Source organism: Bacillus sp. ABR (genome assembly GCF_056172715.1).
Genome location: NZ_JAOYSL010000002.1, coordinates 849,477 through 864,957, shown reverse-complemented (window position 1 = coordinate 864,957; position 15,481 = coordinate 849,477). Strand labels below are relative to the sequence as shown.

At 40.4% G+C, this 15,481-nt stretch carries 16 protein-coding genes, 1 pseudogene and 1 other annotated feature; of the genes and pseudogenes, 12 read left to right on the top strand and 5 right to left on the bottom strand.

Annotated features, from left to right (window positions below):
- Positions 1 to 17: 17 nt before the first annotated feature.
- A complete protein-coding gene (locus OIT90_RS09865; protein ID WP_058838193.1) occupies positions 18 to 1,097 on the top strand; it encodes a tetraprenyl-beta-curcumene synthase family protein in 1,080 nt (359 codons plus the stop codon).
- Between the two features lie 118 nt (positions 1,098 to 1,215).
- Here the strand turns inward: OIT90_RS09865 and mnmM are convergent, their stop codons facing one another.
- Together mnmM and mnmL are read right to left on the bottom strand one after the other, a co-directional pair.
- Complete coding sequence (mnmM, locus tag OIT90_RS09860) at positions 1,216 to 1,782, bottom strand: tRNA 5-(aminomethyl)-2-thiouridylate-methyltransferase MnmM (RefSeq protein ID WP_474892490.1); 567 nt, start codon at positions 1,780 to 1,782, stop codon at positions 1,216 to 1,218.
- Positions 1,779 to 2,744, bottom strand: a complete 966-nt coding sequence (gene mnmL / locus OIT90_RS09855; RefSeq protein ID WP_017358356.1) for a tRNA modification radical SAM protein MnmL/YtqA — start codon at positions 2,742 to 2,744, stop codon at positions 1,779 to 1,781. Before mnmL ends, mnmM begins: the two co-directional genes overlap by 4 nt.
- A gap of 152 nt (positions 2,745 to 2,896) precedes the next feature.
- Between mnmL and OIT90_RS09850 the strand changes: the two genes are divergently transcribed.
- Both OIT90_RS09850 and OIT90_RS09845 read left to right on the top strand, forming a co-directional pair.
- Positions 2,897 to 3,172 (top strand): YtzC family protein, encoded by a 276-nt coding sequence (locus OIT90_RS09850; RefSeq protein ID WP_039180834.1) that lies wholly within the window; start codon positions 2,897 to 2,899, stop codon positions 3,170 to 3,172.
- A gap of 152 nt (positions 3,173 to 3,324) precedes the next feature.
- Positions 3,325 to 3,657, top strand: coding sequence for a hypothetical protein (locus tag OIT90_RS09845; protein ID WP_039183270.1), 333 nt, complete (start codon positions 3,325 to 3,327; stop codon positions 3,655 to 3,657).
- Here OIT90_RS09845 and OIT90_RS09840 read toward each other — a convergent pair.
- A pseudogene (locus OIT90_RS09840) lies at positions 3,654 to 4,507 on the bottom strand (IS1595 family transposase). The gene OIT90_RS09845 and the pseudogene OIT90_RS09840 sit on opposite strands and share 4 nt — an antisense overlap.
- Positions 4,508 to 4,700: 193 nt before the next feature.
- On the opposite strand from OIT90_RS09840, the gene OIT90_RS09835 reads away from it, so the two are divergent.
- The 6 genes from OIT90_RS09835 to OIT90_RS09810 are packed head-to-tail and all read left to right on the top strand — an operon-like array spanning position 4,701 to position 9,161.
- Entirely contained in the window at positions 4,701 to 4,880 is a 180-nt protein-coding gene (locus OIT90_RS09835; protein WP_039180825.1) for a hypothetical protein, read from the top strand.
- Positions 4,881 to 4,897: 17 nt separating this feature from the next.
- Positions 4,898 to 5,290 (top strand): GntR family transcriptional regulator, encoded by a 393-nt coding sequence (locus tag OIT90_RS09830; RefSeq protein ID WP_019743690.1) that lies wholly within the window; start codon positions 4,898 to 4,900, stop codon positions 5,288 to 5,290.
- The gene (locus tag OIT90_RS09825) at positions 5,283 to 6,161 is read left to right on the top strand and encodes an ATP-binding cassette domain-containing protein (protein ID WP_039180822.1); all 879 of its coding nucleotides are present in this window, start codon (positions 5,283 to 5,285) and stop codon (positions 6,159 to 6,161) included. Before OIT90_RS09830 ends, OIT90_RS09825 begins: the two co-directional genes overlap by 8 nt.
- Positions 6,155 to 7,141: an ABC-2 transporter permease gene (locus tag OIT90_RS09820; protein ID WP_474253391.1), complete on the top strand. Its 987-nt coding sequence runs from the start codon at positions 6,155 to 6,157 to the stop codon at positions 7,139 to 7,141. Before OIT90_RS09825 ends, OIT90_RS09820 begins: the two co-directional genes overlap by 7 nt.
- Before the next feature lie 21 nt (positions 7,142 to 7,162).
- Positions 7,163 to 7,861, top strand: a complete 699-nt coding sequence (locus OIT90_RS09815; protein ID WP_039180816.1) for an ABC transporter ATP-binding protein — start codon at positions 7,163 to 7,165, stop codon at positions 7,859 to 7,861.
- Complete coding sequence (locus OIT90_RS09810; RefSeq protein ID WP_474892489.1) at positions 7,851 to 9,161, top strand: ABC transporter permease; 1,311 nt, start codon at positions 7,851 to 7,853, stop codon at positions 9,159 to 9,161. Before OIT90_RS09815 ends, OIT90_RS09810 begins: the two co-directional genes overlap by 11 nt.
- A 65-nt stretch (positions 9,162 to 9,226) precedes the next feature.
- On the opposite strand, the gene OIT90_RS09805 is transcribed toward OIT90_RS09810, so the two are convergent.
- Together OIT90_RS09805 and ytvA are read right to left on the bottom strand one after the other, a co-directional pair.
- Positions 9,227 to 9,925: a sunset domain-containing protein gene (locus tag OIT90_RS09805; protein ID WP_474892488.1), complete on the bottom strand. Its 699-nt coding sequence runs from the start codon at positions 9,923 to 9,925 to the stop codon at positions 9,227 to 9,229.
- Positions 9,926 to 10,011: 86 nt separating this feature from the next.
- Positions 10,012 to 10,815 carry a YtvA family blue-light photoreceptor gene (gene ytvA, locus OIT90_RS09800; protein WP_327842273.1) on the bottom strand — a complete coding sequence of 268 codons (804 nt, stop codon included), beginning with the start codon at positions 10,813 to 10,815 and terminating at the stop codon, positions 10,012 to 10,014.
- A 422-nt stretch (positions 10,816 to 11,237) separates the two neighbouring features.
- On the opposite strand from ytvA, the gene OIT90_RS09795 reads away from it, so the two are divergent.
- The 3 genes from OIT90_RS09795 (at position 11,238) to OIT90_RS09785 (ending at position 15,437) form a co-directional block, all read left to right on the top strand.
- Positions 11,238 to 11,567, top strand: a complete 330-nt coding sequence (locus tag OIT90_RS09795; RefSeq protein WP_224929310.1) for a DUF4257 domain-containing protein — start codon at positions 11,238 to 11,240, stop codon at positions 11,565 to 11,567.
- A 103-nt stretch (positions 11,568 to 11,670) separates the two neighbouring features.
- Positions 11,671 to 11,892 (top strand) — a binding site (T-box leader).
- Between the two features lie 97 nt (positions 11,893 to 11,989).
- On the top strand, positions 11,990 to 14,404 hold the full coding sequence (gene leuS, locus OIT90_RS09790; RefSeq protein ID WP_327842272.1) for a leucine--tRNA ligase: 2,415 nt from the start codon (positions 11,990 to 11,992) through the stop codon (positions 14,402 to 14,404).
- Between the two features lie 130 nt (positions 14,405 to 14,534).
- Positions 14,535 to 15,437, top strand: coding sequence for a dienelactone hydrolase family protein (locus OIT90_RS09785; RefSeq protein ID WP_474892487.1), 903 nt, complete (start codon positions 14,535 to 14,537; stop codon positions 15,435 to 15,437).
- The last annotated feature ends 44 nt before the right edge of the window (positions 15,438 to 15,481 follow it).

The following is a 15,481-nucleotide window of genomic DNA, read 5'->3' as shown; positions in this document are numbered from 1 at the left end:
GTTGGGGGTGGAGTGATTTGTCAGTACCAGAGCGTCCTTTTGCACTGATGACAAAGGTGTATAAAGATATTTTTCCGCTTGTTCATCAGGAGCTGAAAAAGTGGCGGGCTCATGCAGAAATGATTGAAAATGAAGAACTGAGAACGCAGGCACTAGCGAGCATATCTAGTAAAACGTTTCACTGTGAAGGCGGAGGTATTTTATCTCTTCTAGCAGGTGAAGAAAAAGAAACGTGTATTGAATTCATCGTGGCATATCAAACCATCAGTGATTACTTAGATAACCTATGTGACCGCAGCACGTCGCTTGATCCAAAGGATTTTCATATGCTGCATCAAGCGATGAGAGATGCGCTTGATATTCATGCTGAGCTCAAGCCATACTATCAATTCCGTGAGGATCAAGAGGATCATGGATACTTACATGCGCTTGTCCGCACATGTCAAGACGTGCTTGCGCGCGTTGAGCATTATCCAATCATTCAGCCATATTTACATACGCTGTGTGATTACTATAGTGATCTGCAAGTACATAAGCACGTTGTTCCTCATGAGCGTGTGCCAAGGCTAGAGTCGTGGTTCCGCCAATATGAAAAGGATTTGCCGAAGATGGAATGGTATGAGTTTTCAGCTTGTGCGGGATCGACGTTAGGGATATTCTGTCTTGTGGCGTATGCGCTGCAGCCTGATTTTACAGAAAAGCAGGCGAAGCAAATTTACGAAAGCTATTTCCCTTATATTCAAGGTCTGCACATTTTACTCGATTATTTAATTGACCAAGAAGAGGACCGGCTTGGGGGAGATCTGAACTTTTGCTCATACTACGATTCTCATCATGAGATGATGGATAGACTACAGCATTTTATCGAAAAAGCGGATGAGCAGCTGAAAGGCATTCCGCATGAGAACTTTCACAAATTGATTAACAGAGGGTTACTCGCGGTCTATTTGTCCGATGAAAAAGTGACAGCCCAAAAAGAGATGAACAAGCTGGCAAAGCGGCTGATCAAATCAAGCGGGAAAACATCGTTCTTTTTCTATATTAACGGAAGAGCCTATCGGACCTATCAAAAAATGCCTTGGATGAAATCATCATAAAAAAGCTCAAATCCATTAGATTTGAGCTTCAGCGTGTAGACAAACCATCGCGTTCGGTGTCAGGTCTGCAAAGGTTTTCTATCATGTTGAAAAGAAAAAAGCTAAAATGCACATCATTTTAGCTTTTTTCAATGGCGACCACAAAAGGCGGGTCGTTTTGAATATTCATGTATTGATATGATAAAACTTGTACTTCTTCATGAGACAGTGATCTGCAATAGTCGAGAAGCACTTCTTTTTCTCTTTTACCTTCGGGATGTCCATGGTAGATCACAAGGACGATCAGTCCTCCGGGTTTGAGCCATTCGAGGAGTTGTTTAATCGCTTCAATGGTTGTATGCGCCTGAGTGGTAACGGCTTTATCGCCTCCGGGCAGATACCCAAGGTTAAACACTGCACCAGATATATGTCCATAAACATCCTTCGGCAGATGATCCGCCAGTTTTTCATGTCCATCATGGATCAGGTGAACGTAAGGATATTGATCGCCAAGCCTTTTGCTTGTCAGCTGCAAGGCTTCCTCTTGCACGTCGAATGCAAACACTTGACCATCAGTTCCTACAAGGTCAGCTAAATAGAGTGTATCGTGGCCGTTTCCCATTGTTGCATCTATGACGATGTCGCCTTTTTGACACGCGCGTTCTAACAGCTCTTTACTAAAAGGAAGCATGCGTTTCAAAATCATTTTGCTGCTTCTTCCAATCTGACGAAACGTTTCCCTTGGTAGCTGTTACGTCTTTCAAGCTCAGCATTAATGGCATTTAGTACTTCCCACTTATTTACACTCCACATTGGACCAACCATTAATTCAATTGGGCCGTCTCCTGTAATACGATGAATAATCATTTCTGGCGGAAGAATCTCCAGCTGATCACAAACAAGCTGAACATATTCCTCCTGGCTTAAAAACTCAAGCTTTCCTTTTTCATATTGCTTGACCATTGGGGTCCCTTTTAAAAGGTGAAGCAAATGAATTTTAATTCCTTGCACATCTAAATCCGCAACAGCTTTTGCTGTTTCCATCATCATGTCCCGGTTTTCAAGAGGCAATCCGTTGATAATATGCGAGCAGACACGAATTCCGTGTTTTCTCAGCTTTTCTACACCTTCAACGTAGCATTCATAATCATGAGCACGGTTAATGAGCATCGCTGTCCGTTCGTGTACCGTTTGAAGACCGAGCTCTACCCATAGGTAAGTGCGTTCGTTTAATTCGGCTAAATACTCCACTACGTCATCCGGCAGACAGTCAGGTCTTGTTGCAATGGATAGACCTACGACACCATCCAGGTTCATGACGGTTTCATATTTTTCTTTTAGGACAGGAAGCGGCGCGTGTGTGTTTGTATACGCCTGAAAATACGCCATGTATTTTCCGTCTTTCCATTTTGTATGCATCCGGTCTTTGATCTCATTAAATTGAGTGATGAGATCATCAGCCCGGTTTCCTGCAAAATCACCAGAACCAGCGGCACTGCAAAATGTACAGCCGCCGTGGGCTACGGTACCATCACGGTTTGGGCAGTCAAAGCCGCCGTCTAAGGCTACTTTAAATACTTTATGACCAAAGTGTTCACGCAAATGGTAGTTCCATGTGTGATAACGTTTTTCGCTGTTTGAATATAAAAAAGGGTTATGCTGATCCAAGTCAGTAACCTCCTTGCGTAATAATAGGCATCCTTAAAGTTTAACAAAAATCACGAAGGAGGACAATTGAATCTGTCCAACATTTTCTTTAGTGAAAAAGCTTTACATGGGCAAAATAGGCGGGAGCGATGATGAAATGGAGGGAATGTAAGATGGCAACAAGGCAGTCGATCGATGAATTTATCCAAAAAAGTACTGAAACCCTTGAGTTTGCAAGTGAGCAATTTGATTTGAGCTCACGACAGGAACATTATAATGAGGAAGAATTTTCTAAAGCACAGCTCATGCTTGAGAATACGGTCAACGAATTAGAAAAATTAAAAGATGTCGCCAATGACCAGCAAAGAGAACGGTTAGACAGGGCGCGTGTTCAAATTCAGAGCTTGCAAAACCAAATGATATTAGGAATTTCTTACGATAATGTTTGATGAACAGATCCTTCTTAAAGGGTCTGTTTTATTTTTTGGATGTTTTCGCAAAGATTGTTGTTTTTGGATATATATTTGTAATTGGTTTTTATTCTGTTAAAATATGTTATATAAAGAAATTGCAAATATCTTTAATCAAGGGGGTAGAAAAAATGTTGGAGACCCTTCCTAATTGGTTTTGGGCATTATATTACTTGTTTTTCTTAGCAACATTTGGAACTGCAATATTCAGTGTTGTGAAAAATAAACATAGGGGATTGTCCATTCTAACCATTGTATTTACTGTTACAATTCCGATTATTAGCCTGATAAATAGCATTGGTAGAGTAGAAGGAATGAATGAATTTGAACACTTATTTAGTCAATTGCAACAGGGGGCAGTTTGGTCTATCTATACAGTTATAGGCTATATATTTTTATTAGTATGGTGGGTGCTAATCCTGTTCAAAAGCAAGTCCAAAAACCAAGTAATAGTATCTAATTAAAACCTTGTAGAGACCTTAATATTGGGGTCTTTTATTATTGCACTTCTCAACATCTCAACTGTACTATAATTAGATTTTTGACACGCTAAAACAAGCCTTTGCTCTACTCGTTTTTCAAATGCTAAATTCTTTTCCTTATCAAGCCATCGGAACCAGTAGAGGTAGTTGTCCAAATATTTTGTTGCAACTCCTTGAGAACGCTCCATCCACTTTTACAGGCGATTATGAAAAATTATTAACGTGTTAAATGTGGTAAATCCACTTCTTTACACGCTGTTTTTGACGCTCATTGACTGTTCATGTTGTAATCCTGTTATCTTTGCGAACTTTTTATAATTTGTTGCTGTTTCAGTGCATAGCAAAGCAGAAGGGTGAATATACTCACCCTTCTGCTTTAACACGATCTGTTCCTGCCTTACGAGCAATTACACTTCCATTACGGTCTTGTGCTACGACAACAGCATTTTAAGGTTAGAAATACCTCTCTTTTCGTCCTTTTCTCCACGCTTTTTGGCTTTTCTATGGGTGATTTCTCGCCCCTTCATAGACTCACGAAAGAAAGTTTCATCACTTTCAACGATACCTTAAAGTTGATTAAATCCGAAACTGCCTGATGCGTTCAAGATTTTATGTCTCCAATAAAATGCGGCGGAAATGTGTATTTTAAGGCGTTCAGCAATTTTGGGTACAACCATAAACCAGAAGCAAATCTGGCTTCACGAATGCTTTTAAGTAGTTTTGTCATTTTATCTGGTTCGTCTGGAAACAAGTCTTGTTTCATTACGTTAAACAAGGCTAATTGCTCTGATTTGGTTAAATTGCTGAACTCTTCATAAACATTTTCCCACATACTTAAACGCCTCCCGAATGCCCACTGTAACAACCTTTTAACAGTATAATCAAGAGAGCAACAATCTTTACGAAAACAGCCTATTTTTTTCTAGAGTCTCTTGACTTTTCAATTAAGTGTCTATATTGTATTAAGTGTACTACATCAACTAATACACTACAGACACTTAAAAAGTGAAGAAAGGTGTTCAACCATGAAAAAAGAAAAAAAGCCAATCAATTTGAAGTGGATGGTGCTGGCTGTTGCGTTAGCATGTACATTTTTTTTCGTTCTCGTTTTCATTGGTTTTGAAGTTCAAAAAGATTTGATACCCAATTCGGTCCCTTTAATGCAAGGACATGAACAAGCGATAGGACTGCAAAAGCATGAATGAGGAAAGAGGGAGCCATCATGATCCAAATAGATCCAAGAAGCGCTGCGCCAATATATGAACAAATCATTGAGCAGCTCAAAATTTTATGTTTAAAAGGCGTGATGAAGCCAGGTGACAAACTGCCCTCTGTCAGAGAGCTCGCCACCATTATTATTGCCAACCCAAACACCGTCAGCAAAGCGTATAAAGAACTTGAACGGGAAGGGATTATTGAAACGCTAAGAGGCCGTGGTACGTATGTAACAGAAGGTGCTCAGTTAAAGCTGAATGAAGGGAAGGTGCTCGAGATGAAAGAACAGTTAAGACAACTCATCATAGAAGCTCATTATGCCGGTATTGATATTCATCAACTGAAGGAATGGCTAGAAGAGATCGGCTCAAGTCTTAAAGGAGGAAAACAAGTTGATTGAGGTCAGAAATGTATCAAAAACTTTAAATGGACGCCAAGTCCTCAGTGACGTTTCCTTCAAAATAGGAAAAGGTGAGATCTTCGGTCTGTTAGGGCGGAATGGCTCTGGAAAAACAACGCTTCTCCGATTGATACAGCAAATTCTTCTTCCGGATGAAGGAGAGATTTATTTCAAAGACGTGCTGGTGAAAGACCACCCGCTAGTCAAGCAAAATATTGTATATATGCCGGTCGTAAATCCTTACTTTGACAGGTACAATTATGGACAGCTTGTAAAGCTTTTAAAACAACTGTATCCAAAGTTTGACGTGACATATGCCAATGAGCTTGTGAACCGGTATGAGATCCCGGAAAAAGTGAAATATCGTGAATTGTCGACAGGATTAAAGAAACAGCTGTCGCTCATTTTAAGCTTTGCGATCAAACCAGCGGTCATTTTATTGGATGAGCCGACTGATGGAATCGACGCTGTGACAAGAAATGATGTGCTTCAGCTCATGATCGACGAAGTGGCAGAACGTGAAACATCGATTCTCATTACATCTCACCGTTTAGAAGACATTGAGCGTATGTGTAATCGAATCGGATTTTTAGAAGGAAATGAACTCACAAGTGTCATGGATTTAGATGAATTAAAGGATGACTATGTCAAAATCCAAATGGCCTTTGAAGAAGATATGAACTTAAGTATTCGTAAAAATGGCGTTGCGATTTTGGATCAAGCGGGCGTTTTCTATACAGCGCTTGTTCTTAAAACCGACGTGGAGGCTAAAGAGTACTTGAAGTCACTAAAGCCAAAAGTATGGCATGAACTGCCTGTGAATTTAGAAGAAGTATTCATTGCGAAGTTTGGAGGGAAACGCAGATGGTAAAGCGGCAATTATTATATAAGGAGTGGAAGCAGTCTGAGCTGACATTCATTTTAGTGATGCTCGTTGCTACGCTTGCGACACCCTTCGCATTCTTAATGGAATATTCTTCTTTTCAAACGTGTCTAAACGATACAGAGTGTATTGTCGATTCACCGCGTTTTTCATATTTCTTTAATACAGATGCTTTCCTCTCCCTTTCTTGGTTAATGGGGCTCTTCTTTGCTGTCATTCAGCTGGGATTTGAGAGAAATAAAGGGCACATGGACTTTACCTTATCTTTACCGTTTAGCAGAAGTGCAATTTATCACACAAAGTTTTTCTTAGGTGTTGGAATCATTGCAGTCGTTCATGCCGTTTCTTTTATTCTTACCTATTTACTTATTTTAGGACTTAATCCGTTGGAAACATCTGGTTTTCATAACGGTTATGTCATTTCGCTTGTCACCTCCTTGATGTTTTATAGTTTATTTTTTGCAGCGGGTACTTTAACTGGAAGTTCCATTTCACAAGCAATTGTTGGGTTCAGCACAGCTACTTTACCCTTTTTAGTGATCGGATTACCGCTTCTTCATTTAGATATTATCATCAAGACAAGTGGTAGTTGGGTAGATAAGAGCTTCACGTATTTGTTAGTGCCTATGTCTCCAATTACTTATATTACAACGCACCCTTTCCAACCCGATTATCCTTATTGGTTCACGGGTGAAGAATTCATTATACCTATTGTCATGATGGTTCTGTTCTATCTAATTGGCTTAATTAGCTTTATAAAACATCCAATTGAAAGAAATGGCCGCTTCTTCCTTTACTCAAATATGGATAGACCGATTCAGATTATGGTCATTGTCTTCGGTGTTCTAGGGTTTGGGTGGTTTGGATTTGCTTCAGATAATTCCATATTTGGTTATATTGCTGGCATGCTCATCGGTGGAGCTGTGGGCGCACTAACGAGTTATTTCTTAATCTATCGAAAAAGATAAACAGAGAGCAGGGGAGTAGAGATGATTCAGATTCAAGCATTAGATCATGTATTTAAAATTGGTAAAAAAGGCAGGGAAAATGAAATTCCTGTACTAAAAGGGATTGACCTGTCCATTAAAAGAGGCGATATTGCTTGTATTGTTGGACGAAGTGGTTCAGGGAAATCGACTTTGTTGAACTTAATATCAGGTTATATTACGCCAACGAGTGGACAAATTACCATTGATGGCACCAATGTGACTGGCTTTAATGAAAAAGAATGGGCAGACTTTCGCTTAGACCACTTTGGCTTTATCTTTCAAAGCTTTCAGTTGATTGGGAGCTTAACAACGTATGAGAATGTTGAACTTCCGCTCACTTTAAAAGGTGTGAAGCCGTCTGAACGAAAAGAGAAAGTAAAAGAAATGCTGAAACGAGTAGGTCTTGAACATCACGCAGGACATTACCCAAATGAGCTGTCAGGCGGACAGCAGCAGCGTGTGAGTATTGCAAGAGCCTTGATTTTAAATCCATCTATTATTTTAGCGGATGAACCAACAGGGAGTCTCGATTCAGAAACTGAAGGAGAAATTCTAGCCTTTATCCAGCAGCTCAATCGTGAAAAAGGAATTACATTCGTCATCATTACACATGACGATGAAGTCGCTTCAATCGCAGACACAACGTTCCAGCTTCACGATGGTGTATTAAAGAAAGGGGAACAATCCATTGAAATTTAGAGATCAGGTCAAATTCATAAGAAGAAACATGAAGAAAAATAGATTGCGTGTGTTTATGACCATTCTTGCGACGACAATGGCATGCTCTTTCTTAATCGTTTTAGCGTCTGTCGGTTTTGGTTTGCAAAAATCAGCTCAAGATGAAATTATGAAGCAGCAAATCATCACAGAAATTAAAGTGTTAGGAAAAGAAAAAGGAGACGTCAAGATTGATGATTTAAAGAAATATGATCATGTAAAATCTGTTGTCTCAAGAACATCGATCATTCCATCGGTTAACGTCGAGCTCGATAACCGTTCAAGTGAAACGCAGGCTGCTTTGACCGATATGAAAGAAGAAAAAGAAGCAGGGCTTGAACTAGATCGAGGAAAAGTCCCAACGTCAGCGAACGAAATTGTGGTTGGGTATCATATGGCGCAGCAACTGTGGACAAAAAAAGAACGCGAAGCCTATGAAAAAGAATTAAATCAGACGTCAAATGGTGAAGAAACACCGAAGGAGCCTAAAGGCTACACGAAGGATATTTTAAATAAAGTGATTCAAATCAAAGTGCCAAAACTAAATGAAGAAAATGAAGTCGTCAAAGAAAAAACATTTGATTTCCGTGTAGTAGGTGTTTTGAAAAAGCCGAATTTGGAGTGGCAGGAGGATCATAAAATTCTGATTCCGAATGCTTATGAAAAAGAATTTGGCCAAATACTCGACCTGTCTCCTGAAGCAGGAAATGTCGAGAAAATGACCTCTGTTTATGCAGATAAATTCGACAATGTCGGTGCACTCACGGATAAACTAACAGATGAAGGCTACCAAGTCATCTCTGTGACGAATCAGCTAGAAGGAATGGCTATGTTCTTTACAGTCTTCAAAATTGGACTTATTTTTGTCGGATGTATTGCAGTCATTATTTCTGCCATCGGTATTTTCAATACGATGACCATGGCGGTAACAGAGCGAACACAAGAGATTGGGATTATGAAAGCCATTGGCGCGAATCCATCCATTATCAAGCGAATGTTCTTAATGGAAAGTGCTTATATTGGAGTCATCGGATCAATCATCGGTATTATCATCTCATATTTGATTAGTTTCGCCGTTAATTTAATCATCCCAGCCATTTTGTCGTCCATGTCTGAGGGAGGATCAAGCGATCAATTCTCGATTACTTTTTCCTATATTCCGCTTAGCCTTGTGTTTACAGCAACAGTGATCAGCGCAGGGGTAGCGATCATCTCAGGGCTGAACCCGGCACGTAAGGCAACAAAAACGAATGTATTATCAGCTTTAAGAAGAGAAATTTAAAAAAGAACCTCCTGAAAACCCGATTGGGCGCTCAGGAGGTTCTTTTTAATCTTAATTAAACATCGCTATTGCTTAGGTGCCCTGTATCCGGCACGCTCAGCCTCTTCTACGGAGCAGAACATTTTGGTTACATTCTTTGTTCTAGAGTAGTATCTGCTGCTTGGTGTGTGATAAATACCGTTGACACTCCCTTTAATGTTACAGGCAGCTGATTCTTTTTTTGTTTCCTTTTGTGATTCATGACCGCCTGTGCTTTTTCCTTCATCTTTAGGAGCAGATCGCTGGACGGTGGAAGACTTCGTATCGCTGCTACTATTCTTGTTTTCTTGTTTAAGTGTTTCATTGCTGGAGGTAAGCTTGTCTATTTTCTCTTCAAGCGATTGAATGGTCTTTTCTTGCTGTTTGACCGTTTCTTTTTCTGAGGTGATCGTTTCTAGCTTTTTTTCCAGCTTTTCTTTTTCCTTCTCCGCGTCTTCTAAAGAGGAGGTAAGCGACTCTTTATCAGCTTTTAAGCTCGAAATGTCAGCTGAGAGCTCCTTTTGCTCCTTTAAAAGCTGTTCGGAAGATGGATCGGCTTGTGCTTTTGGTGAATTTGCAGCAGCAAGCGGTAATGACATAATGGAAAAGAAGAGACCAATGATCAAAAAAGGATAAAAAAGTTTCTTTGAAAAAATCAGCTCGTTCTGGTGTTTGAGTAAGAAGAAATTGACGGCATATCCGATGGCAAAACAGACACATAAAAGACCTATGATGAGTAACAACATATCTAACAGCCCCCCTAAATTGCTATTTACACCTATCATACCTCATTTTTCCATTTTGGGGAGCGGTTCAATTAAAAAAACCCTGTTTACACAGGGTTTTCAGCTAATGGTAATCCTTTTATGGCTTCTTTTACTGTCAAATAAGTGATCGTATTCTGGAAATCTGTATCGAGGTCTTTCATTTTCATCGCAAGCTGCGGTTTGATTCCAGTGATGATTAGTTCGGTTCCCGTTAGATTGAGAAGATGATGCAGTTTGAAAATGCGTGCTGCAACGGAATCATCGACTTCTATTAAACCAGAAAGGTCGACAATTAAATAATCATCCTTTGAATCATCTAATATACAGGTTAATTTAGTGACAATGGCATCAAAGCGCTCTTCAGATAATTTCCCGATAAGCGGAAGGGCAGATACACCATTTTTGATTGGGACGATTGGCGTCGAAAGAGAGGTAACTTCCTGTAAGGAATCTTCTAGGAGCTGTTCATATTCTTTCTGTTTCGTAATATCCTTTTGAAAACCAATGAAAAATGTTTTGTCATCTTGTTCAATGTATAGAGGATCTATATTGAGTTCATTCCAAAAAAAAGTGCCGTCTTTTTTATAATTTTTTAGCTGTGTGGTAATAGGTGTTTTGTTTTGAATTCCATGACGAATTAAAGCAAGCTGCTTTTGATCCGTGTCTTTCCCTTGAAGGAATCGACAATTACGCCCAAGAATCTCATCTGGTTTGTATCCAGTCATTTGTGTAAAGCCATGATTCACATAAACGATAGGGTTATCCTCTAAGGAAGGGTCTGTAATGACAACACCGATGCGCGCATGATCCAGCGCTTTTTTGATGAGTTCAAGCTGTTTTTGCAAGCCGAAAATGTTCGAGCTGACCATATTACCCTCCTTTGCTGCTATAAGACATATCAAATGGTTGTCTTTTCAACCAAATGAATCCTTATAAACGTAACATAACATATGTTCTGTTTCAACGATTGCAAACGCTTTGTTAAATTTGTCATCATAGTTTGTCCTCCATTAGAATAGAGTAAGTAAGGAGACTTTTCATTAGAAAAAGAAGGAATCAATTACTCAACATTCATAAAATGACAAAAATAGTTAATATGGATTAGGTAAAAATGATTCCAATGCATCAAGATTGTTTTTAGGTCATTCACATATAATGGAAGAAACAAGCTTTTTTTCTTCGTTAGAGAGAATAGACCTTTTACATGGATTATGACGGAACAGCAGAATGGCATTACAGGGGGCTGGACAGCCTGAAGTCGCTTTACTATTCTAAGGGCTTTAGGAAGGTGATGAAAATGCTGCAACAAGTCATTATTGCTTGCGCCATTGGAGGGGTCATGGGCATTCTCGGTCACGTAAAGAAAAAAGGCAGGCTAGAGAAGCCCAGAATGACAAAAAAGTTTATTTACTTAGGGTTTATTGAAGATTGGCTCGTTGGGATGATTGCTGCTACACTGCTTGTCTTATCCTCAAATCCCGATTCTAGTCTGCACTTGATCATCTTATCAATTATTTCAGGTTACGGAGGAGAAGCAGTTCTGCGAAGCTTTGATTTTGTAAGAGAACAGCGTTCACAGGATGCAGACTCCAGCCGTCATAACCGATCTCCACACGAATAATATCCTCTACTTTACCCTAGTCTAGGGTACATTCCCATTGTATACAAACCTGCTTGCACTTATGATCATAATTCTATAAAATACTACTTAGATGACGGTTACGATAAGAACAGTGAAGAGGAGTAGTAGGAAAGCAGTATTTGTCTTTAGAGAATTGACGGCTGGTGAAAGTCAATCAAATCTGCTTCTGAACTCGCCTCAGAGTTGCAGTTGCGTTAAAGCTTCTGTCGCATGTCTGCGTTAAAGATATTAAGTGAGCGTACGAACAGCATGTTACGCTAACAAGGGTGGTACCGCGGGAACCAAAAAATCTCTCGTCCCTTTCCAGGGATGAGGGTTTTTTGTTGATTTTAGAAAAATCTGAATTCTTGCAGTGGTCATCTAAGCAGATAAAGCCGTACATATTAAAGGAGGTTTTCACATTGAGTTTTCAGCATCGGGAAATTGAAAAGAAGTGGCAGGATTATTGGCTGACACATAAAACATTCGCCACATCTGACTCGGAAGATAAACCGAAGTTTTATGCGCTTGATATGTTTCCATATCCATCAGGAGCAGGGCTTCATGTCGGGCACCCTGAGGGCTATACAGCAACGGATATTTTATCACGCATGAAACGTATGCAGGGATATGATGTTCTTCATCCGATGGGATGGGACGCATTTGGTCTCCCGGCAGAACAGTATGCACTTGATACAGGGAATGACCCGGCGGCCTTTACAGAAGAGAACATCAATAACTTCCGCCGCCAAATTCAATCACTAGGGTTCTCGTATGATTGGGATCGAGAAATCAACACGACAGATCCGAATTACTACAAATGGACACAATGGATTTTCTTAAAATTGTACGAAAAAGGATTGGCCTATATCGATGAAGTACCAGTGAACTGGTGCCCAGCGCTTGGCACAGTGCTTGCAAACGAAGAAGTCATTGATGGAAAAAGTGAACGCGGAGGCCATCCTGTTGAAAGACGTCCTATGAAGCAGTGGATGCTAAAGATTACAGCATATGCGGACAGGCTGTTAGAAGATTTAGAGGACATTGATTGGCCTGAAAGCATCAAAGATATGCAGCGTAACTGGATCGGACGCTCTGAAGGTGCGCACGTTCATTTTGAAGTAGAAGGGCATAACGAACAGTTTACGGTTTTTACAACGCGTCCTGATACACTATTTGGTGCAACTTATGCGGTGCTTGCTCCAGAACATGCACTAGTTGAAAAAATTACATCAGCTGCTCAAAAAGAAGCAGTCGAAGCATATATCAAAGAGATTCAATCGAAGAGTGATTTAGAGCGGACAGATCTTGCCAAAACGAAAACGGGTATTTTCACAGGGGCATATGCCATCAATCCGTTAAATGGTGAAAAAATGCCGATCTGGATTGCAGATTACGTGTTAGCCACTTATGGAACAGGGGCGATTATGGCCGTACCTGCTCATGATGAACGTGATTATGAATTCGCCAAAACCTTTGATCTTCCAATCAAAGAAGTGGTAGAAGGCGGAGACGTTGAAAAAGAAGCCTACACAGGTGATGGAAAGCACATTAACTCTGATTTCCTAAATGGCTTAGGAAAAGAAGAGGCGATTGAAAAAGCGATTGCATGGCTTGAAGAACATCAAAAGGGTGAAAAGAAAGTCACATATCGTTTAAGAGACTGGCTATTCAGCCGTCAACGCTACTGGGGTGAACCGATTCCAATCATTCATTGGGAAGACGGAACATCTTCAGCTGTTTCAGAGGAAGAGCTTCCACTGATCTTGCCTAAGACGACTGAGATTAAGCCAAGTGGTACAGGTGAATCACCATTGGCCAATATTAAAGACTGGGTTGAGGTTGTAGATCCTGTAACAGGTAAGAAAGGCCGCCGTGAAACGAATACAATGCCGCAATGGGCAGGCAGCTGCTGGTATTTCTTACGTTATATTGATCCTCATAACTCAGAAGAGCTTGCATCTCCTGAGAAGCTGAAGAAATGGCTTCCAGTTGATGTGTATATCGGCGGAGCAGAACACGCTGTACTACATCTTCTATATGCACGCTTCTGGCATAAATTCTTGTATGATATCGGTGTTGTTCCAACAAAAGAACCTTTCATGAAATTGTTCAACCAAGGCATGATTCTTGGGGAAAACAATGAAAAAATGAGTAAATCAAAAGGAAATGTGGTCAACCCGGATGATATCGTAGAATCTCATGGTGCAGATACATTACGACTTTATGAAATGTTCATGGGACCTTTAGATGCGTCAATTGCTTGGTCTGAAACAGGACTTGATGGTGCTCGTCGTTTCCTTGATCGTGTATGGCGTCTATTTACAAATGAAGATGGCTCACTCAGTGATAAAGTGACAGAGCAATCTGGCGGCGCATTAGAACGCAGCTATCATGAAACCGTCATGAAGGTAACAGACCATTATGAAGGCTTGCGTTTCAATACAGGAATTTCACAATTAATGGTGTTTATCAACGATGCCTATAAGGCTGATACACTGCCGAAAGAATATGCAGAAGGCTTTGTAAAGCTTCTTTCTCCAATTGCACCGCATTTAGCAGAAGAGCTTTGGAATAAACTTGGTCATGAAGGGTCTATTTCTTATGAAGCATGGCCTCAATATGATGAGTCAAAGCTTGTCGACGATGAAGTAGAAATTGTCGTACAGCTTAACGGTAAAGTGAAAGCAAAATTAACCGTTCCTGCTGATGCAACAAGGGAGCAGTTAGAAGAGCTTGCGAAAAATGATGCACGTGTAAAAGAACAGCTTGAAGGAAAAACCATTCGCAAAGTAATTGCGGTTCCTGGGAAGCTTGTCAATATTGTTGCGAACTAATGATGACACCCATCGGTATGAACCGGTGGGTGTTCTTTATTTCCCGGGACATAATTTTGTCGAAAACAAGGTGATTCCTGCATCGGTCTCGTATTTTAACAGGTGATCAAGAAAATGAGGAGTGACGTCAATGGAAAAGGAAAGCAAACGTGAACAACTGCTCAGTCTGTTAGGAGAAATGCCAGAGCGTCATCGCGTGGAGGCTTATACGTTAAAAATGGAGGAACGTGAATCATATGTAGTGGAAACACTCATTCTCTCCATAAATGGCGTAGAGGAAGTCCCTGCTTATTTCGTGAAACCGAAGGATACGGTGAAAAAAAGACCCGTAGTACTATTCCAACACTCTCATGGCGGTAATTACGTGAACGGGAAGGAAGAGCTGTTAGAGGGTGCTCATTATTTGCAAACGCCTTCATATGCAAAAGAGTTTACGTCAAAAGGATATAGTGTACTGGCCATTGATCATGCAGGGTTTGGTGAGAGAAGGGGAAGAACAGAAAGTGAAATTTTTAAGGAAATGCTTTTAACAGGAAAAGTGATGTGGGGCATGATGCTGTATGAAAGCATGTGTGCGATTGATTATTTGCTATCTCGATCTGATGTACTGGCGGACCGGTTAGCTGTCTTTGGGATGTCAATGGGCGGTCTCCTTTCCTGGTGGACGGCTGCACTTGATGAGAGGGTAAGTGTGTGTATTGATCTTTGCGCACAGGTGGATCATCATACATTAATTGAAACGAACAATTTGGATAGGCATGGCTTTTATTACTATGTACCGAGATTAGCAAAGTATTTTACAGCAGCGGACATTCAAGAAATGATTTTTCCAAGACCGCATTTAAGCTTAGTTGGAAAACTTGATCAGCTCACGCCTGCTGAAGGCGTTGGAAGGATTCAAAAGGTATTGAGTCAAACCTATCAAGCTGCTTCATTGAAAGAACGATATCAGCTTGCCCATCTTCATGCAGGTCATTTTGAAACAGCCGCTATGCGTCACGAGGCGACACGATTTTTGAAAAAGTGGCTGTAATCAAGAAAACGCTTGGACATACTACGTCAAAAGAAAGGAGGAGA

What these genes read in the sequence shown, in the direction of transcription:
- mnmM (WP_474892490.1), bottom strand. Translation starts at nt 1,782, where the DNA reads ATGATTTTGAAACGCATGCTTCCTTTTAGTAAAGAGCTGTTAGAACGC.
- OIT90_RS09850 (WP_039180834.1), top strand. Translation starts at nt 2,897, where the DNA reads ATGGCAACAAGGCAGTCGATCGATGAATTTATCCAAAAAAGTACTGAA.
- OIT90_RS09845 (WP_039183270.1), top strand. Translation starts at nt 3,325, where the DNA reads ATGTTGGAGACCCTTCCTAATTGGTTTTGGGCATTATATTACTTGTTT.
- OIT90_RS09835 (WP_039180825.1), top strand. Translation starts at nt 4,701, where the DNA reads ATGAAAAAAGAAAAAAAGCCAATCAATTTGAAGTGGATGGTGCTGGCT.
- OIT90_RS09830 (WP_019743690.1), top strand. Translation starts at nt 4,898, where the DNA reads ATGATCCAAATAGATCCAAGAAGCGCTGCGCCAATATATGAACAAATC.
- OIT90_RS09820 (WP_474253391.1), top strand. Translation starts at nt 6,155, where the DNA reads ATGGTAAAGCGGCAATTATTATATAAGGAGTGGAAGCAGTCTGAGCTG.
- OIT90_RS09815 (WP_039180816.1), top strand. Translation starts at nt 7,163, where the DNA reads ATGATTCAGATTCAAGCATTAGATCATGTATTTAAAATTGGTAAAAAA.
- OIT90_RS09805 (WP_474892488.1), bottom strand. Translation starts at nt 9,925, where the DNA reads ATGTTGTTACTCATCATAGGTCTTTTATGTGTCTGTTTTGCCATCGGA.
- ytvA (WP_327842273.1), bottom strand. Translation starts at nt 10,815, where the DNA reads ATGGTCAGCTCGAACATTTTCGGCTTGCAAAAACAGCTTGAACTCATC.
- OIT90_RS09795 (WP_224929310.1), top strand. Translation starts at nt 11,238, where the DNA reads ATGAAAATGCTGCAACAAGTCATTATTGCTTGCGCCATTGGAGGGGTC.
- OIT90_RS09785 (WP_474892487.1), top strand. Translation starts at nt 14,535, where the DNA reads ATGGAAAAGGAAAGCAAACGTGAACAACTGCTCAGTCTGTTAGGAGAA.